The sequence below is a fragment of the Pseudomonas sp. ICBG1301 genome (assembly GCF_016918385.1).
In the GTDB taxonomy this organism is placed as follows: Bacteria; Pseudomonadota; Gammaproteobacteria; order Pseudomonadales; family Pseudomonadaceae; genus Aquipseudomonas; species Aquipseudomonas palleroniana.
On the sequence record NZ_JAEKGB010000010.1, the window covers coordinates 20523 to 39369 of the forward strand.

The 18847-nt window shown below is 59.2% G+C and carries 12 protein-coding genes; 9 read left to right on the forward strand and 3 right to left on the reverse strand.

The window, feature by feature from the left end:
* Positions 1 to 32: 32 nt before the first annotated feature.
* The 3 genes from JBE38_RS22105 to JBE38_RS22115 all read right to left on the reverse strand — a co-directional run bounded on the left by JBE38_RS22105 (position 33) and on the right by JBE38_RS22115 (position 3672).
* The gene (locus tag JBE38_RS22105; protein ID WP_090366783.1) at positions 33 to 1757 is read right to left on the reverse strand and encodes an ABC transporter ATP-binding protein/permease; all 1725 of its coding nucleotides are present in this window, start codon (positions 1755 to 1757) and stop codon (positions 33 to 35) included.
* 99 nt (positions 1758 to 1856) lie between these two features.
* Entirely contained in the window at positions 1857 to 2417 is a 561-nt protein-coding gene (locus JBE38_RS22110) for a response regulator transcription factor (protein WP_003171731.1), read from the reverse strand.
* Positions 2410 to 3672 carry an ATP-binding protein gene (locus tag JBE38_RS22115; RefSeq protein WP_090366785.1) on the reverse strand — a complete coding sequence of 421 codons (1263 nt, stop codon included), beginning with the start codon at positions 3670 to 3672 and terminating at the stop codon, positions 2410 to 2412. Before JBE38_RS22115 ends, JBE38_RS22110 begins: the two co-directional genes overlap by 8 nt.
* Positions 3673 to 3890: 218 nt before the next feature.
* Here JBE38_RS22115 and JBE38_RS22120 point away from each other — a divergent pair, with 218 nt between their 5' ends.
* From JBE38_RS22120 to JBE38_RS22160, 9 genes are all read left to right on the forward strand, one after another.
* Positions 3891 to 4604 carry an SIMPL domain-containing protein gene (locus JBE38_RS22120; RefSeq protein ID WP_205345128.1) on the forward strand — a complete coding sequence of 238 codons (714 nt, stop codon included), beginning with the start codon at positions 3891 to 3893 and terminating at the stop codon, positions 4602 to 4604.
* A gap of 325 nt (positions 4605 to 4929) precedes the next feature.
* Complete coding sequence (locus JBE38_RS22125; RefSeq protein ID WP_342592926.1) at positions 4930 to 8091, forward strand: dermonecrotic toxin domain-containing protein; 3162 nt, start codon at positions 4930 to 4932, stop codon at positions 8089 to 8091.
* 102 nt (positions 8092 to 8193) lie between these two features.
* Positions 8194 to 9795: an ABC transporter substrate-binding protein gene (locus JBE38_RS22130; RefSeq protein WP_205345130.1), complete on the forward strand. Its 1602-nt coding sequence runs from the start codon at positions 8194 to 8196 to the stop codon at positions 9793 to 9795.
* 258 nt (positions 9796 to 10053) lie between these two features.
* The gene (locus JBE38_RS22135) at positions 10054 to 11682 is read left to right on the forward strand and encodes an ABC transporter substrate-binding protein (protein ID WP_205345131.1); all 1629 of its coding nucleotides are present in this window, start codon (positions 10054 to 10056) and stop codon (positions 11680 to 11682) included.
* Positions 11683 to 12042: 360 nt separating this feature from the next.
* On the forward strand, positions 12043 to 13587 hold the full coding sequence (locus JBE38_RS22140; protein ID WP_446731252.1) for an ABC transporter substrate-binding protein: 1545 nt from the start codon (positions 12043 to 12045) through the stop codon (positions 13585 to 13587).
* 170 nt (positions 13588 to 13757) lie between these two features.
* On the forward strand, positions 13758 to 15152 hold the full coding sequence (locus JBE38_RS22145) for an OprD family porin (protein WP_205345133.1): 1395 nt from the start codon (positions 13758 to 13760) through the stop codon (positions 15150 to 15152).
* 80 nt (positions 15153 to 15232) lie between these two features.
* Positions 15233 to 16831 carry an ABC transporter substrate-binding protein gene (locus JBE38_RS22150; RefSeq protein WP_205345134.1) on the forward strand — a complete coding sequence of 533 codons (1599 nt, stop codon included), beginning with the start codon at positions 15233 to 15235 and terminating at the stop codon, positions 16829 to 16831.
* 75 nt (positions 16832 to 16906) lie between these two features.
* On the forward strand, positions 16907 to 17917 hold the full coding sequence (locus JBE38_RS22155) for an ABC transporter permease subunit (RefSeq protein WP_104995505.1): 1011 nt from the start codon (positions 16907 to 16909) through the stop codon (positions 17915 to 17917).
* 10 nt (positions 17918 to 17927) lie between these two features.
* Positions 17928 to 18839, forward strand: a complete 912-nt coding sequence (locus tag JBE38_RS22160; RefSeq protein WP_060754896.1) for an ABC transporter permease subunit — start codon at positions 17928 to 17930, stop codon at positions 18837 to 18839.
* Positions 18840 to 18847: the final 8 nt, after the last annotated feature.

Below are 18847 nucleotides of genomic sequence, written 5' to 3' on the forward strand. Positions count from 1 at the left end.
CAAGCCCCCTCCCACACTGACCGAGTACGACCTTAAGCCGGTTGTTGTTCCCGCAGTTGCCCACCCTCGATCCGCACATGCCGCCCATGGAATCGCTTGAGGCTGCTGCGATGACCGACGCTGACGATGCTCAGGCCCGGCAGTTCATCGATCAGCGCTTGATAAAGTGTCGCTTCATCCTCTTCATCCATGGCCGAGGTCGCCTCGTCCATGTACAGCCATTGCGGTGCGAACAACAAGGCGCGGGCAAAGGCCAGGCGTTGCTGCTCGCCTGGTGAAAGCATGCGCTGCCAGTGGTTGGCTTCATCAAGGCGGTCGACCAGATGCGGCAAGCGGCAGGTTTGCAGCACCTGTGCATAACGTTCTGGTGGGTAGACGCTGTCGTCCTGTGGGTAACTCAGTACGGCCTTGAGCGTGCCAATCGGCAAATAAGGCTTTTGCGGCAAGAACAAGTAACGCGCGGCCGGCAGGAGAATGCTGCCGTGGCCGGCCGGCCACAGGTGGCCCATGGCCCGCAACAGCGTACTTTTGCCGCTGCCGGAACGCCCGCTGAGCATGACGCGCTGGCCGGGCTCCACGGTCATATCCGCATCAGTGAGCAGGTGACGGCCATCGGCCAGGTCCATGCCCAGGTTTTTCACCACCAAGCGTTCGCCTTCGGGGCGTACATCGATGGCGGGCGTACGTTGCTCGTTATCACTCATCGCCTGGTGGAAGCTCAGCAGACGGTCGCTGGTGGCGCGCCACGACGCCAGTTCCGAATACGCGCTGATAAACCAACTGAAGTTCTCTTGCACATTGCCGAACGCCGAGTTGATTTGCATCAGCTCGCCCAGCTCGATCTTGCCGGCGAAGTAGCGCGGCGCGGCAACAATGAACGGGAAGATGATTGCGATCTGGCTGTAACCGGCGGTGAAGAAGGTCAGGCGCTTGGACACTTTCATGATGTCCCAGAAGTTATGCCAGACTTTGCCGAAGCGCGCGCTCAAGCGTTGGTTTTCATTCGGCTCGCCGTTGTACAAAGCGATGCTCTCGGCATTCTCACGCACGCGCACCATGGAGAAACGCAGGTCCGCTTCGAAGCGTTGTTGTTGGTTGCTCAAGCCGATCAGGCGACGGCCGATCAGATGCGTCAACCAGCTGCCGACGGCGGCGTACAGCAGCGCACACCAGAACATGTAGCCGGGGATGGTGACGCCGAACACTTCGATACTACCCGACACGCCCCACAGGATGATCGAGAACGACACCAGGCTGACCACGTTGCGCAGCAGGCCCAGGCCCAGGCTCAAGGTGCTGGAGGTGAAATTGTTGAGGTCTTCGGAAATCCGCTGGTCCGGGTTATCGGTGTAACCGCCCTGCTCCAGTTGGTAGTAGTTCTTGTCGGCGAGCCATCGTGCGAAGTGTTTTTCGGTCAGCCAGGCACGCCAGCGGATCGTCAGCATCTGAGTCAGGTACAGCCGATACACCGCGCCAAGAATCGCCACGGCGGCGATGCCGCCGAAATAGCCGATCAATTGCCAGAAGGCTGCCGTGTCCTTCTTCTCCAGAGCGTTATAGAAATCCTTGTACCAGTGGTTGATCCACACGGAGATGGCCACGCTGAACAGCGACAGGCCGATAACTGCAGCCAGCAACAGCCAGGCCTTGCCCTTCTCTTCACTGCGCCAATAGGGCGTGATCATCGCCCAGGTTCGGCGAAAAAAATGCCCACGCACCGCGTCGTTGACCGCGCAATACTCAGCGTTCTGGTTCATTGTTCAGGCTCGGTAGGAAAAAATGACAGGCGTTTGAACCGATCTTAGACGATCGGTTCAGGGCTCCGTGCAGCCTGAAGAAGATTGTTCAGACTTTGTTCAGCGCCGTACCGGGCGTTTCTGCAATTTGCGCTGCAGGGTCCGGCGATGCATGCCCAGGGCGCGGGCAGTGGCGGAAATATTGCCTTCGTGCTCAGTCAGCACACGTTGGATGTGCTCCCACTGCAAACGGTCCACCGACATTGGGTTTTCCGGCACCAGGGTGTCGAGGTCGGCGTGCTCGGAGAGCAAGGCCGCCAGCACGTCGTCGGCGTCCGCCGGTTTGCACAGGTAGTTGCAGGCGCCGCGCTTGATCGCCTCGACGGCGGTGGCGATGCTGGAATAACCGGTGAGGATCACCACGCGCATTTCCGGGTCGAGTTCCAACAGCTTGGGCAGCAGCACCAGGCCGGAATCGCCGTCCATTTTCAGGTCGAGCGCGGCGTAGTCCGGCAGGTCGGCCTGGGCAATGGTCAGGCCCTCCTCGGCGGAACCGGCGGTGCTCACGCGAAAACCGCGACGGCTCATGGCCCGCGCCATGACGCGGGTAAAGGTAGCGTCGTCATCTACCAGCAACAGGTGTGGCAGTTCTTCGCCTTCGACTTGGATCTCGTCACTCATCGATATCTCCTCGTGCGACACGCGGCAGGCGCAGCTCGGTAAGCGTGCCACCTTCCTCATGACTATAGAGCTTCACTGAGCCGCCCGCGCGGGTCACGCTGGCCTTGCTCAAAAACAGGCCCAGGCCGAAACCTTTGCCCTTGGTGGTAAAGAAGGGTTTGCCGATCTGCTCGGCAATGGCCAGCGGCACGCCCGCACCGTGGTCACGAATGCTGATGGTCACGTTTTCCGCATCCCAATCCAACTGTACGCCCAAGCCCTCGGGGCAGGCGTCGGCCGCATTGTTCAACAGATTGAGCAGCGCCTGGGTCAGGTCCGGCGGTGGCGCCAGGCGCGGTACGCTGCCCTGCCCCAGCAGATGAAAACGGTAACTGGCTTCGGGGCGCATCAAGTGCCAGCGGTTCAGGGCCTCGTCGAGCCACTGGGTCACATCCTGCATTTGCACCGCCATGCGACGATTGGCTTCGGCAGCGCGCACCAGTTGTTGCAAGGTCAGCTTGCACTGTTTGACCTGTTCGCGCAGCACACCGAGATCTTCTTGCAGTGCGGGGTCGTGGTGATCCTGGGTCATCTCGTTGAGCAGCACGCTCATCGTCGCCAGCGGCGTGCCCAGCTCATGAGCCGCACCGGCCGCCTGAGTGGCGACCGCCAGCAATTGCTGGTCACGCAGCCCCTCTTCACGACGAATGGCGCGCAGTTCTTCCTGGCGGCGCAGCTCCTCGGCCATGCGTGCCGCAAAGAAGGTGATGACCGCGGCGGACAATGCAAAGCTCAGCCACATGCCGTAGATCTGCAGGTTTTCCCGGGCGATGGGGAAGGTTTGCAACGGATAGAACTGTGCCAGCAGCAAGGTGTAGAGCGTCAGCGCAATGCCCGACAGCACCACCGAGTAACGCCACGGCAACGTCACGGCGGCAATGGTCAGCGGCACCAGGTAATACGACACGAACGGGTTGGTGGACCCGCCGGAGAAATACAGCAACACACTGTGGATAAACAGGTCACAGGCCAGTTGCAGGGCGTATTCAAGCTCAGTCACAGGCCACGTGGTGCGCAACCGGATCGCGGTGAACGCACACAGCACCGTGGAGAAACCGAGGGTCACGGCCAATTGCAGCCACGGCAACGGCAGCAGGTCGAACCAGTAGGCAAGCCCGACCGAGCCGGCCTGGGCGGCCAGCACCAAGGTACGAATGAACGTCAGGCGCCAGAGGTTCTGGCGGGTGGCGGAAGTCAGTTTTACGGCGGCGAGCATGAGCTCTCCCGATGAGCGCAGCAGGCGGATCGGCAGGAGTATAAACGAAGCGGACCGCCCGGCACGGCATCTGTGGCTCTTTGACGCAGGCCGGGCAAATGACCGTTCGTCGCCATTCCCCAACTTGTAGCGAATGTGTAAACCCGAAGAACCCTACGCCGCCGTCTACAGTCATACCGAACACGAGTATCCCAACACGACTCTCTCAAGGAATTTACATGTCACGTTTGACTCGCAGTGCAGCTGTTATCACCCTCGGTGTCGCCACCCTGGCCAGCCTTCCGGCCGTGGCCGCCGAAGGGCTGAACTACAACCAGATTTCCCTGCGCGCCGAGGCCAGCCAGGAGGTTGCCCGCGACAAGATGATCGTCACCCTCTACACCGAATCGCAAAACAGCGACCCCGCCAAACTCGCTGCCGAAATCACCACTACCCTGAACACCGCCCTGGGCCAGGCCCGCGAAGTCAAGGGCGTGACCCTGCGCCAGGGCAGCCGCAACAGCTACCCGATCTACGACAGCAAGAACCAGAAGATCACCGGCTGGCGCGAGCGCGCCGAACTGCGCCTGGAAAGCGCGGACTTCCCGGCGCTGTCCAAGCTCACCGGCGAACTGCTCAACACATTGAAAATGGAAAACATGGACTTCGCCATCGCCGATGCCACGCGCAAGGCCAGCGAAGATGCCCTGCTCAAAGACGCCGTGGCTGCCTTCAAGGCCCGTGCGCAACTGGCCACCGATGCACTGGGTGGCAAGGGCTACAAAATCGTCAACCTGAACTTCAATACCAACGGTTACCCGCAACCCTACGCCCGCAATGGCGGGATTATGATGAAAGCAGCGATGATGGATTCGGCACCGACACCGGAAGTCGAAGCCGGCACCAGCCAGGTCACCATGAGCGCGGACGGGGTCATCGAAGTGCTTCAATAACCAACGTTTTCCGACAGCAAGAACGGCGCGGCCTCAGGCTCGCGCCGTTTTTTTTGGGCAAGGGGATACACCCGTTTCGTCATATCCAGCTGTACACCCGATGGAATCAAACCATCGGTTCTCGCGACACAGATACCGCCAAGGCTCGCAGGGAGCGCATTGCCGGCTTGTATTTCACTGACGAGAATCGAACCCCATGCCAGTCTCCCTGAACACGCCCCACCTTGCTCTTATCCCCCCAATTTCCAGGCCCCCCACTGCGCAGGCCTCGGCTCAGCCTGTAGTAGCGCAAGCCCCAGCGTCGGTGCACCCCGATGAAACAGCAGTGCTTGCGGCCTACCTCGCCGCCGTTCAACGCAAGGTCCTCAAGCAAAAAGTCGGGTTGGTCACCGTTTCGCCTCAGAGCGCCCTGGGGCAATGGCTGAAACACTATCGCAATCAATTGGAACACCCTGTCGTAAGCGGCTGGATGCGCGAACAGAACATCGACACCGCGAGCGTGTCGATCAACCCCGCAACCGGAGCCCTGTCCGCCGAAGTCGAGGGCGTCAGGAAAACCTTTCTGCCCCGCGATAACAGTGGCTGGGGCCAGGTTTCAGGCCCGCTGCTGGCGGCCGCGAAGGTTGTATCCCCCGTCCCTGGCAGCAGCCTGCAACCGACCTTTGACGGTGAAACCCTGCAAGTGAAAGTCAAGCTGGTGGCCGACTTCTACGGCGAATACCTGCCGAAAAACGTTACCGAGGCCAGGGCACAGATCAGGCGACTCGAGCACAACAAAGCCTTCGACCCGATCGCCCCCAACGACCCGCTGCGCCCGGCTGCCAGCCGCTCGGCGCAGGCGCTGGGCGTGCATAAACAGCATGCCGCGCAGTACTACGCGAGCGCTCCCCAGGCTTTGGCTTTCAAGCGTTTGGCCGTGGATGTCGCCAACAACCTGCCCAATACACGGGCGCAAGCCAAGCTGTGGGCCGAAACGCTGATCTTCCAATTGACGGGCAAACAGGTGGATGCCGATACGATCTACCTGAACCGCTTCAAGACAGCAAACACCCCATTGAGCGCCGAGACGGCCACCGCCACAGGCTGGGAGCACCCAGGCGAAGAACCTTACTCATCGTTGCGCCTGCCGGATGCGCTGCTTGAAAACTTCTCCGAACACGATGGCGTGCCAGGCAGCCTGGATCAGGAGGCCGGCTTGTACCTGGCGGGCCCGGGGCAAAGTGCGAAGGGTGGATATGGCGCGCACAACCAGTTTCCCCTGGCTCCCTGCGCACTCATGCACGCCAGTTGGAAGACCGACTTCCAGGCAGGGATGACGCAAAAGATCGACAACTTCTGGAGCGCCCACACCGGGAACTACGAGACGGCAATCAGAGGCGAGTTCGTCTACCAGGCCCGCAAACAGTTGAAGGCTGCGCAAGCCTGGCCACCGGCTGAACGCGCGCTGCAGGCGCCCGAACACCGTTTCACCCGGGAGGATTACCGCCTGGTAATGGGGGCCGTACCCAACCTGCCGAGTGATGAAAACGCACCGCTCAGCGTTGAACAGCTCAAGGCGAAGGCTACCGCCAACGGACGCGTTCAGGCACATGCGCTGAACATTCACGGGTTCATGTCCAGCGATATCCTGCGCTTCAGCGCTGACGGCGGTCGACAAGTCCTCTACATACCAGGGGCGCAGCCCGCCTTCCTCAGATTCGACTCCCTGGAAAAGCTGAACCAATGGGTGACCGAGCAAACCAGGGATCCCAAAAAACGCGAGGCCTTGGTCGCTCACTTTCCGCTGATCTATCGCCAGGACCATGCGGCAGGTTTCGCCGAGAAGGCGGCTACAACGCTGATGCCCATACTCTGGTTCTCCCATGTGGGCGACAAGAAAGAAGGCCTGGACACAATCTTCGAGAAAATGGCGAACGGCACGTTGAAGGGCCCGGCCATCAACGATGGTCATTCACCGATTGAAGGGGATGTGTTTTCCACACTCACCACCGCCGCTAAAGAACGCATGACGGGCGACGCTGATGTGATGATCAAATCCAACAGTGAGGTCAATCGCGATACCTGGCTCAACGACATTACGGTGGCTGCCAGCTTACTGGCCAGGCTCGCCCCCATCGCCGCACCGGTGGCCGCCCTTGCCGCCGTCACAGGCCTGGCCGAAGGCGTGCTGGGAACGGAAAAAGCCCTCTCCGGCGACACTGAGGCCGAGCGTAACGACGGCGCGTCCAAAGCCTTCGATGGCTTGCTGAATGTGTTGTTTTCGGTCGGGGCCAGCGGTTCTGTGGAGGACCCGTTCCTGCCGCCGGAAGATCAACCGATCGTTCCCGCCCCGGGCGAAGCCCCTGTGGTTGAAAGCCTGCAACCGCGAGTTCCGGTCAACCGTCTGCAACCCAGCCAAGCCGGTAACATCAGCGAACACGCGGTCGCGAACGGTGAGCAGCTCATCGAAAACGCCACGCGCAATGCCAAGGGTATCTACCAGGTAAAAGATCAGGTTTCAGGCTTGGACCACTGGTTTATCCGGTATACCGACACAACGGGCGTCGGCCGGGTGTATGAGGTCAGAGGCGACTTCAAGCTGAGTCATGATTATGTGCAGATCATCAACCGCGAGACGGGCAAGCCGGTAATGACCGTGCATGCCACGGCGGACGGCGAATGGGCTCGTGGTCTTGGCCCAGGCGGCAAGTGGCCGTGGAACAAACCCTCTGCACCACCGGGAAAAGAGGCCAAGCCCCTGTCGAAAGTCTCTGACGCGTTTGTTGATCTGGAAGGCCGGAAGCTTGAAGGCGCCGAGCAGATCGATGAATACCTGAAAATGGATGACAACATGGCTTACGAATACTCCATTCGTAACGTTGAAGACAATGGCGTCATAAAATCCAAGATCGGTATTTCCTGGGACTTGGCGGAGGATAATTTTCAAATCTATGCGAGCGAGGCTGCCGGCCCGTCGGATTTCAGTTCAAGCGAGTATTCAGAACAGTTCACCAAAGACCTTGCGCGGTTCAATTACTCCGTGGTGGTCAAGAACGGCCTGGCTGAAACCCGCACGGTGCTTACGAGCACAGCGCAGGACGGCCTGGAAAATACCGCGGAAAAACTTCGCCAATTTGAAGCGCTGATTCCCAACCCGAAGTTGCGGGCGCGCATTTCCGAAGTGGCTCACCAAGGCTCACTGGCGCCGTCTACAAAGTACTTGAACGACGAGGCCACCGGTCTGCACAGCGGCTTTTACCTGGGTGGGAAAGACACCGAGATCATCATCGAATATGACGCCGTGACCCGCCAAGCCAAGGTCAATTTCGTGGGCAAGAGCACTATCAGCCAACCGGAAACTGAACGCTATAAAATTCCGGAGGTTGAAATCATCACAAAACGTACCCTCACGATCACCGAAAGCAATGAGACCCAAGATGCCGCCAACGTCTACGTTATCGACAAAAAAGCGCCATCCAACATTGAGTTCACGCTTGTACTGAAGTGATCACCTAAACAGCCCCTATCTGACAAACGTCAACGGCGGTAACCTCGGTTGCGCCGTTTTCGTTTGGGCAGCTTATATATGCCTGCCATTTCAGGGGTCTTTATGCAAAGAATCGCCTTCAAACCGCTCCTCCTCGCCGCAGGCCTGCTGGCCTTTATGCCCATCGCCCAGGCGGCGAGCACCCTGGTTTACTGCTCCGAAGCCAGCCCCGCCGGTTTCGACCCCAGCCAATACACCAGCGGTACCGATTTCGATGCCTCTGCCGAAACCGTGTTCAACCGCCTCACGCAATTCAAGCGCGGCGGCACCGAAGTGGAACCCGGCCTGGCGACGAGCTGGGAGGTGTCCAAGGATGGCCTGACGTATACCTTCCACCTGCGCGGAGGCGTCAAGTTCCACACCACCGATTTCTTCACGCCCACCCGCGACTTCAATGCGGACGATGTGTTGTTCACCTTCAATCGCCTGCTGGATGCCGAAAGCCCATTCCGCAAGGCGTATCCGTCCGAATCGCCCTACTTCACCGATATGGGCTTGAACACCACGATCAAGAGCGTCGAAAAACTCGACGAACACACCGTGCGTTTCAACCTGAACAACGTCGATGCAGCGCTCGTGCAGAACCTGGCCATGAGTTTCGCCTCGGTGCAATCGGCCGAGTACGCCGCCCAGCTATTAAAGGAAGGCACCGCCTCCGACATCAACCAGAAGCCGGTGGGCACTGGCCCGTTTGTATTCAAGCGCTATCAGAAAGACTCGCAGATCCGCTACGCGGCCAATAAGCAGTATTGGAAGCCCGGGGATGTGAAGCTCGACAACCTGATATTTGCCATCACCCCGGACGCCGCCGCACGCCTGCAGAAACTCAAGGCCGGCGAATGCCAGGTCAGCGGTTACCCGCGCCCCTCCGATATCGAAGTCATGAAGCAGGACCCCAACCTGCGCGTGCTGCAACAAGCCGGTTTCAACCTGGGGTTCCTGGCTTACAACGTGACCCACCCGCCATTGGACCAACTCAAAGTGCGCCAGGCCCTGGATATGGCTATCGACAAGCCGGCCATCATCAAGGCGGTGTACCAGAGCGCCGGACAATTGGCGCAGAACGCCCTGCCTCCAGCGCAGTGGTCTTATGACCCGACCATCAAGGACGCTCCCTACGATCCGACCAAGGCTCGGGCGCTACTAAAAGAAGCAGGGGTTGCACCGGGTACCACCATCAATCTGTGGGCAATGACCGTCCAGCGCGCCTCCAACCCGAACGCGCGGATGTCCGCCCAAATGATCCAGCAGGATTGGGAAAAAATCGGCATCAAAGCCAATATCGTCAGCTATGAGTGGGGCGAATACATCAAGCGCGCCAAAAACGGCGAACACGACGCGATGATTTATGGCTGGACCGGCGACAACGGCGACCCGGATAACTGGCTTGGAGTGCTCTACAGTTGTGCCGCCGTCAAGGGCAGTAACTACGCCAAATGGTGTAACCCTGCCTACGACAAACTCGTGCAGCAGGCCAAGGTCAGCAACGACCGTGAGCAGCGTATAAAGTGGTATCAACAGGCTCAAAAAATTCTTAAGGAACAAGTACCTATAACGCCTATTGCAAACTCGACGGTTTTCCAACCGCTGCGCAAGGAGGTGCGGGACTTCAAGATCAGCCCCTTTGGCCTCACGCCTTTCTATGGTGTCAGCCTGGACAAGTAACAGCTGCGCCCCAACCAAGTGCGCCAGACGCCTTGGTTGGGCATTTTTGGTGCGCACCCTGCACCGAAAAAACCCTCTGAATGTACGCAATTATGTAGAAACTTTCAGATTTGCGACATTCCTGTACGTTCGTACCACACTTTCAGTCTCGCAACGGTTCTGCATCTTGCATTGGGTATGGCCCCTGCATAAGTATCCGCAGGCCGACTCACGAGGTCGCCCTCACCACCAAAAATGACAACAAATCATGAGGCCAACATGCTTAAACACGCAGTCATTCCGTTAATCGTGAGCGCTGGCCTTATGGCCGCAGCCCCGTTCACCCAAGCGGCGACTAACCTGGTGTTCTGCTCCGAAGGCAGCCCCGCTGGTTTTGACCCGGGCCAGTACACCACCGGAACAGACTTCGATGCCTCGGCCGAAACCATGTTCAACCGCCTGACCCAGTTCGAGCGCGGCGGCACCGCTGTGATTCCTGGGTTGGCCACCAGTTGGGACGTGTCCCCGGATGGCCTGACGTACACCTTCCACCTGCGCGACGGCGTGAAGTTCCATACCACCTCGTACTTCAAACCTACTCGTACCTTCAATGCCGATGACGTGCTCTTCACGTTCAACCGCATGATCAACAAGGACGATCCGTTCCGCAAAGTCTACCCCACCGAGTTCCCGTACTTCACGGACATGGGGATGGACACCAACATCAAGAACATCGAGAAAGTCGATGACCACACCGTCAAGTTCACCCTTGGCACCGTGGACGCCGCCTTCATCCAGAACCTGGCAATGAGCTACGCGTCGATCCAGTCCGCCGAATACGCCGCGCAGCTGTTGAAGGAAGGCAAGGCCTCCGACATCAACCAGAAGCCGATCGGCACTGGCCCGTTCGTGTTCAAGAGCTACCAGAAAGACTCCAACATCCGCTACACCGGCAACAAGGACTACTGGAAACCGGAAGACGTGAAGATCGACAACCTGATCTTCGCCATTACCACCGACCCGTCGGTGCGTATCCAGAAACTCAAGAAGAACGAGTGCCAGGTCACCCTGTTCCCGCGTCCGGCCGACCTCAAGGCGCTGGGCGAAGACAAGGATCTGAAACTGCCGCACCAGGCCGGTTTCAACCTGGGCTATGTCGCCTACAACGTCATGGACAAGGTCAAGGGCAGCGACCAGCCCAACCCACTGGCCGACCTGCGCGTGCGTGAGGCGTTGGACATGTCGGTGAACAAGCAGCAGATCATTGACTCGGTATACCAGGGCGCCGGTCAACTGGCCGTCAACGCCATGCCGCCGACCCAGTGGTCCTACGACACCACCATCAAGGACGCCAAGTACGACCCTGAGAAAGCCAAGGCGCTGCTCAAGGAAGCCGGCGTCAAGGAAGGCACCGAGATCGTGCTGTGGGCCATGCCGGTCCAGCGTCCGTACAACCCGAACGCCAAGCTGATGGCTGAAATGCTGCAGAACGACTGGTCCAAGATAGGCCTTAAGGTCAAGATCACCAGCTACGAATGGGGCGAGTACATCAAGCGCTCCAAAGGCGGCGAGAACCAGGCCATGATCATTGGCTGGAGCGGCGACAATGGTGACCCGGACAACTGGCTGAACGTACTGTTCGGCTGCGACTCGCTGTCCGGTAACAACTTCTCCAAATGGTGCGACAAAAAGTTCGACGGCATCGTGAAAGAAGCCAAGGCCACATCGGACGTCGCCAAACGCACCGAGCTGTACAAGCAGGCGCAACATATCCTCAAAGATGCAGTCCCGATGACACCTATCGCGCACTCGACGGTGTATCAACCCATGCGCAACACCGTGCAGGACTTCAAGATCAGCCCGTTTGGCTTGAACTCCTTCTACGGCGTCAGCGTAAGCGACAAGTAAGGATCTGTGACGGCGACGCTTCAGGGCGTCGCCGTTATTGCATCCACCGAGACACTAGGAAACAGGCCACAGCGAACTCATTGCCGTCCTACAGCAATGAACTGCGAACCGTGGCTCCGTTACCTACAAGGTCAGTCAGATTTGACGCATTTACTGCAAGATCCGCGACCCATAACGTCGTAGGACAGCAGCAGCTTCATTCTGAGAAAGGTACTTGCTGCGTGTGGGATCAGTGAGGTTTCCCTTAGTCCCGGGAAATGGCTCGCTGGTTGATAACTACAAACAAGGATCGGGATCGTCATGCGCCATACCACCGTTCTATCCGCAATTTTTGGCACCAGCCTGCTGGCTGTGGCCACAATGGGCCAAGCCGCCGACAAGAAGAGCCTGGTGTTCTGCTCTGAAGGCAGCCCGGCAGGGTTTGACACCGCGCAATACACCACCGCCACCGACAACGATGCGGCCGAGCCGTTGTACAACCGCCTGGTTGAGTTCGAAAAGGGTGCGACCAATGTGGTGCCTGGGCTGGCAACCAAGTGGGATATTTCGCCAGACGGCCTGACCTACACCTTTCACCTGCGCGAAGGGGTGAAGTTCCACAGCAACAAGGAGTTCAAGCCGACGCGCGACTTCAACGCCGACGACGTGCTGTTCACCTTCAACCGCATGCTTGACCCCGACCATCCGTTTCGCAAGGCCTACCCCACCGAGTTTCCGTACTTCAACGGGATGAGCCTGAACAAGAACATTGCCAAGGTCGAGAAAACCGACCCGCATACCGTGGTAATGACCCTGAACACGGTCGACGCCGCATTCGTGCAGAACATCGCCATGAGCTTTGCCGCGATCCTTTCGGCCGAATACGCCGAGCAGTTGCTCAAGGAAGGCAAGCCCAGCGATATCAATCAGAAGCCCATCGGTACCGGCCCGTTTGTGTTCCAGCGCTACCAGAAGGATTCACAGATCCGTTATGTGGCGAACAAACAGTATTGGGACCCGAGCCGGGTCAAGCTCGACCAACTGATCTTCGCCATCAACACCGACGCCTCTGTACGCGTGCAAAAACTCAAGGCCGGCGAATGCCAGGTGACCCTGCACCCGCGCCCGGCCGATGTCGACGCGCTCAAGGCTGACCCGAACCTGCAACTGCTGACCAAGCCCGGCTTCAACCTCGGCTACATCGCCTACAACGTGCGCCACAAACCTTTCGACCAGCTCGAAGTGCGCCAGGCGCTGGACATGGCGGTGAACAAGCAAAGCATCCTGAATGCTGTGTACCAAGGCGCCGGGCAACTGGCCGTCAACGCGATGCCGCCGACTCAGTGGTCCTACGACGACACGATCAAGGACGCCGTCTACAACCCGGAAAAAGCCAAGGAATTGCTCAAGGCTGCCGGCGTGAAGGAAGGCACCGAGATCACCCTGTGGGCCATGCCGGTACAACGGCCGTATAACCCCAATGCCAAGCTGATGGCCGAGATGCTGCAAAGCGACTGGGCCAAGATCGGCCTCAAGGTCAAGATCGTCAGCTACGAGTGGGGCGAGTACATCAAGCGCACCAAGAACGGTGAGCACGATATCAGCCTGATCGGTTGGACCGGCGACAACGGTGACCCGGACAACTGGCTGGGCACCCTCTACAGCTGCGACGCCATCGGCGGGAACAACTACTCCATGTGGTGTGACCCGGCGTACGACAAGCTGATCAAGCAAGCCAAGGTCGTCACCGACCGTGAACAAAGGACTGTTCTGTACAAACAGGCGCAGCAACTGCTTAAAGCGCAGGTGCCGATCACGCCAGTCGCCCACTCGACGGTCAACCAGCCGTTAAGCGCCAAAGTCGAAGGCTTCAAGGTAAGCCCTTTCGGCCGCAACGTGTTCTCGGGCGTCAGTCTCAACCCATAAAAATAAATAACCGGATTGCGCAGAGCGGGAACGGCTCTGCTGCAAACGCGCAGCCTTTTGTTGGGATTTTTCCTACGCCAAACGTTTGCAAAAGCTTGAACGAGTTACACACCAATAGCCGGTTCACCTAAAAAGACCGGCATAAAAAGAGAACCAAAGGAGCTCCACCCATGAAATTGAGCAGCAAAGCGCTTCTGGCCCTGGCCATCAGCAGCATCACGGCAACCGCCGTCGCTGAAACCCAGAGCCAGGACTTCGTTCCAACCACATTGGCCGGCACCAGCGCCCAAAGCGAGGCCAAGGGCTTTATCGATGGAGCAAGCCTGGGCGGTACTACCCGGAACTGGTTTTCCAACGAACAGAAATTCCGTGGCGGAAAATTCACCTATCAAAAACATGGTGAAGCCCGTACTGACGCCTACCGTACCAACTGGGTACAGGGCACCATCCTCAACGCCACCTCGGGTTTCACCCAGGGCACCGTTGGCGTGAGCACGGAAGTGGCGCTCTACAACGCCTTGGTCCTGGACCGCAGCAAGCGCGACATCAAGGGTGGTTCCAACCGTACCCTGGCAGACCACAACGGTGAGGCTGTCGATCAGTGGAGCAAACTGGGCCTGGCCAACGTCAAGTTCCGTGTGTCGAACACCACCCTGACCGCCGGTCGTCAGAACTTCAGCAGCGGCATCGTCGACACCATCGGCAACCGTGCGCTGCCTTCGAGCTTTGAAGGCGTGAGCATCGACAGCAAAGAATTCAGCAATCTGTCATTCCAGGGCGGCGTGTTTGACCGCGTCTCGCCACGTACCGAACAAAGTCTGTCGAAATTCCGTACCGAATACGGCAATGGCGCAGAAGCCGATAAGGTCTACACCGCAGGCGTCAACTACCAGCCATTCCAAAGCCTGAAAACCAGCCTGTTCGGCGCCCAGGTCAAAGACTTCTGGAACCAGTACTACTTCGGCGCTACCCACGAACTGGGTGATAGCGACACCCTGGCCCTGACCACCGGCCTGAACTACTACAAGACCGTCGATCAAGGCAAAAAGTTGATGGGCAAGATCGACAACGACACCTACTCGCTGTCGTTCGGCCTGACCCACCAGGCTCACAGCCTGACCTTCGCCTACCAGCAAGTGCTGGGTGACGAATACTTCGACTACCTGCACGAAACCAACGGCATCTACCTGGCCAACTCCCTGACTTCCGACTTCAACGGCCCGCGGGAGAAATCGTTCCAGATCGCTTACGCCATCAACATGGCTGAATACGGCGTGCCAGGCTTGAAGTTCAACGTCTACTCGGCTCGCGGCTGGGGTATCGACGGTACTCACTACACCGGCGACGGCGGCCGTACCGGCTTTGCTTATAACGGCATTCAGTCCCAGGACGGCGAAAAGCACCAGGAATACGGCGTGGGCGCGTCCTACGCGATCCAGAGCGGCGCACTCAAGGCCACTACTGTCCGTGGAACCTACGTGACTCACCGTGCCACCGCCAATCAGGCTGACGGCAACATCCGTGAATTCCGCCTGGTCACCACCATCCCGTTCAACATTCTTTAATTAGCGCCAGGTACACGGCGGGCTCAGGACGAGCCTGCCGTCTACGCTTGTCTGGCTCCATCGATTGCAGAGGGTTCTGAATGAAAATGCTCCCGTTACAAGCCGCCATGGCCGCCGCGCTGCTGAGCGTGGCGATCGGCGTTTCGGCCAAACCGCTGGTGGTCTGCACCGAAGCCAGCCCGGAAGGTTTTGACCCGGTTCTGTACACCACGGCCGTCACCGCTGACGCCGCCGCGGAAACCATGTTCAACCGCCTGGTGGACTTCAAGCCCGGCACCACCGAAGTCGTACCGGCATTGGCCAAAGACCTGCCGCAAATCAGCGCCGACGGCCTGACCTACACCTTTCACCTGCGTGACGACGTCAAGTTCCACACCACCGACTATTTCAAACCCACGCGCAATATGAACGCCGACGACGTACTTTGGAGTTTCCAGCGCCAGCTGGACCCGAATCATCCTTGGCACAACAAGTCCGCTGTGGGCTACCCGTACTTCGAAAGCATGGGTTTCAAGGAACTGCTCAAGAGCGTAGAGAAGACCGATGATCATACCGTCATCTTTACCCTGACCCGCCCTGAGGCACCGTTCCTGGCCGACCTGGCCATGGCGTTCTCCTCGATTCACTCCGCCGAATATGCCGACCAGTTGCTCAAGTCCGGCAAGACCGATGACCTGAACGCCAAGCCGATCGGCACCGGGCCGTTCATCTTCACGCGCTATGCCAAGGACGCCCAGGTGCGCTTCAAGGCCAACCCAGAGTACTTCCGTGGCAAGCCGCCGGCTGATCCGCTGATTCTGGCAATCACCACCGATAACAACGTGCGCCTGCAGAAACTCAAGGCCAACGAATGCCAGGTCGCGCTGTATCCCAAGCCCGACGATATCCCGAGCATCAAGAAAGACCCGAACCTGAAAGTCGATGAATTGGCGGCGATGACCACCGCGTACACCGCCATGAACACCACGCACAAGTACATGAGCGATGCGCGGGTGCGCCACGCGATCAACATCGCGTTCGACAAGAAAGGCTACAACGAATCGCTGTACGGCAAAGGCAATGCCGTCGACGCCACCGGCCCGTATCCGCCGACCTTGCTGGGTTTCAACGATAAGTTGAAGAACCCACCACGCGACCTCGACAAGGCCCGCGCCCTGCTCAAGGAAGCCGGCGTGCCGGAGGGTACCGAGTTCACCCTGTTCACCCGTAACGGCGGCGGCCCGACCAACCCTAACCCGCTGCTCGGCGCCCAGCGCATGCAAGCGGATCTGGCCCAGATCGGCCTGAAGGTCAATATCAAGGTCATGGAATGGGGCGAAATGCTCAAGCGCGCCAAAGCCGGCGAACACGACATGGTGTCGGCCGGCTGGGCGGGGGATAACGGGGACCCGGATAACTTCCTCACCCCGAACCTGAGTTGCGACGCCGCCAAAAACGGCGAAAACTACGCGCGTTGGTGCAACAAAGAGTTCCAGGACTTGATCGACAAGGCCCGTGCCAATGCTGAACCGACCCAGCGCGCGGCACTCTATGAACAAGCAATGGACGTTTTCGAGAAAGACCAACCCTGGATCCCCATGGCCTATCCGAAAATGTTCACCGCCATGCGCAAGAACGTCGAGGGTTATACCCAAAGCCCTCTGACGACCAATAACTTCGCCACTACCCAGGTGAAGTAATAAGAAAAACGCTCGGTGCCGTCGACATCGACGGCGCCGGACCTGCCTAACCGGCTGATTGAGGTACACACCAAGATGTTTAGTTTTATTGCCCGCCGATTGGGGTTATTGATCCCCACGTTTTTCGGCATCACGTTGCTGACATTTGCGTTGATTCGCATGATCCCTGGCGACCCCGTCGAAGTGATGATGGGCGAGCGGCGCGTCGACCCCGAGATGCATGCACAGGCAATGGAACGCCTCGGTCTTAACAAACCGTTGTATGCGCAATATTTTGACTATGTGGGCAAGCTTGCCCATGGCGACCTCGGCGAATCGCTGCGCACCCGCACCAGCGTGTGGACCGAGTTCACCTCCCTTTTCCCGGCGACCCTGGAACTGTCCATGGCCGCCCTGCTGTTCGCCGGTGTCCTGGGCCTGTTGGCCGGGGTGATCGCGGCCTTGAAGCGAGGCTCCCTGTTCGACCATGGGGTGATGGGCATCTCCCTGGCGGGATATTCGATGCCGATCTTCTGGTGGGGCCTGATCCTGATCATGTTCTTTTCGGTCAGCCTGGGCTGGACCCCGGTTTCCGGGCGTATCGACCTGCTCTACGACATCGAGCCGCGCACCGGCTTCATGCTGATCGACACCCTGCTGGCTGACGAGCCGGACGCCTTCTTCGACGCGCTGCACCACCTGATCCTGCCGGCCATCGTGCTCGGCACCATCCCGCTGGCGGTCATCGCGCGGATGACCCGCTCCTCCATGCTCGAAGTCTTGCGCGAGGACTATATCCGCACCGCCAAGGCCAAGGGCCTGTCGCCAACGCGCGTGGTCTTCGTACACGGCCTGCGCAACGCGCTGATCCCGGTATTGACCGTGGTCGGCCTGCAAGTGGGCACGCTGCTGGCCGGTGCGGTATTGACCGAAACCATCTTCTCGTGGCCCGGCATCGGCAAATGGCTGATCGAAGCCATTGGCGCACGGGACTACCCGGTGGTGCAAAACGGCATCCTGTTGATCGCCTGTCTGGTGATCCTGGTGAACTTCGTGGTGGATATCCTCTACGGCTTCGCCAACCCACGCATCCGTCACCAGCGCTGAGATCATGACCATGACCACACCTACTCAAGTGTCAGCAGTCGATCAAAGCCTGCTGTACCCATCGCCGTACAAAGAATTCTGGCAAGCCTTCTCCAAGAACAAAGGCGCGGTTGCCGGCCTGCTGTTCATGTTGCTGATCGTGTTCTGCGCGATCTTCGCGCCGTGGGTGGCGCCGCATAACCCGAGCGAGCAATACCGCGACTTCCTGCTGACCCCGCCGGCCTGGCTGGAAGGCGGCCAGATGCAGTTCCTGCTCGGCACCGACGAACTGGGCCGTGACTTGCTCTCGCGCCTGATCCAGGGCTCGCGCCTGTCGCTGCTGATCGGCTTGTCGTCGGTGGTGATGTCGCTGATCCCGGGCATCCTGCTGGGTCTGTTCGCCGGGTTCTTCCCGCGCGTGCTCGGCCCGACCATCATGCGTCTGATGGACATCATGCTGGCCCTGCCATCGCTGCTGCTGGCCGTTGCCATTGTCGCGATCCTCGGCCCAGGCCTGATCAACACCGTGATCGCTATCGCCATCGTGTCGCTGCCGTCCTACGTGCGTCTGACCCGCGCAGCGGTGATGGGCGAACTGAACCGCGACTACGTGACCGCCGCCCGCCTGGCCGGTGCCGGCCTGCCACGCCTGATGTTCATCACGGTGCTGCCTAACTGCATGGCGCCGCTGATCGTACAGGCCACGCTGAGTTTCTCCTCCGCGATCCTCGATGCCGCAGCCCTGGGCTTCCTCGGCCTTGGCGTACAACCGCCAACTCCGGAGTGGGGCACCATGCTGGCCTCGGCGCGCGACTACATCGAACGTGCCTGGTGGGTCGTGAGCCTGCCGGGTTTGACCATTTTGCTCAGCGTGCTGGCAATCAACTTGATGGGCGACGGCCTGCGCGATGCGCTGGACCCGAAACTCAAGAACGCCGCCTGAGGAGATTC

What these genes read in the sequence shown, in the direction of transcription:
- JBE38_RS22130 (WP_205345130.1), top strand. Translation starts at nt 8,194, where the DNA reads ATGCAAAGAATCGCCTTCAAACCGCTCCTCCTCGCCGCAGGCCTGCTG.
- JBE38_RS22145 (WP_205345133.1), top strand. Translation starts at nt 13,758, where the DNA reads ATGAAATTGAGCAGCAAAGCGCTTCTGGCCCTGGCCATCAGCAGCATC.
- JBE38_RS22150 (WP_205345134.1), top strand. Translation starts at nt 15,233, where the DNA reads ATGAAAATGCTCCCGTTACAAGCCGCCATGGCCGCCGCGCTGCTGAGC.
- JBE38_RS22155 (WP_104995505.1), top strand. Translation starts at nt 16,907, where the DNA reads ATGTTTAGTTTTATTGCCCGCCGATTGGGGTTATTGATCCCCACGTTT.
- JBE38_RS22135 (WP_205345131.1), top strand. Translation starts at nt 10,054, where the DNA reads ATGCTTAAACACGCAGTCATTCCGTTAATCGTGAGCGCTGGCCTTATG.
- JBE38_RS22115 (WP_090366785.1), bottom strand. Translation starts at nt 3,672, where the DNA reads ATGCTCGCCGCCGTAAAACTGACTTCCGCCACCCGCCAGAACCTCTGG.
- JBE38_RS22120 (WP_205345128.1), top strand. Translation starts at nt 3,891, where the DNA reads ATGTCACGTTTGACTCGCAGTGCAGCTGTTATCACCCTCGGTGTCGCC.
- JBE38_RS22110 (WP_003171731.1), bottom strand. Translation starts at nt 2,417, where the DNA reads ATGAGTGACGAGATCCAAGTCGAAGGCGAAGAACTGCCACACCTGTTG.
- JBE38_RS22140 (WP_446731252.1), top strand. Translation starts at nt 12,043, where the DNA reads ATGGGCCAAGCCGCCGACAAGAAGAGCCTGGTGTTCTGCTCTGAAGGC.
- JBE38_RS22160 (WP_060754896.1), top strand. Translation starts at nt 17,928, where the DNA reads ATGACCACACCTACTCAAGTGTCAGCAGTCGATCAAAGCCTGCTGTAC.
- JBE38_RS22105 (WP_090366783.1), bottom strand. Translation starts at nt 1,757, where the DNA reads ATGAACCAGAACGCTGAGTATTGCGCGGTCAACGACGCGGTGCGTGGG.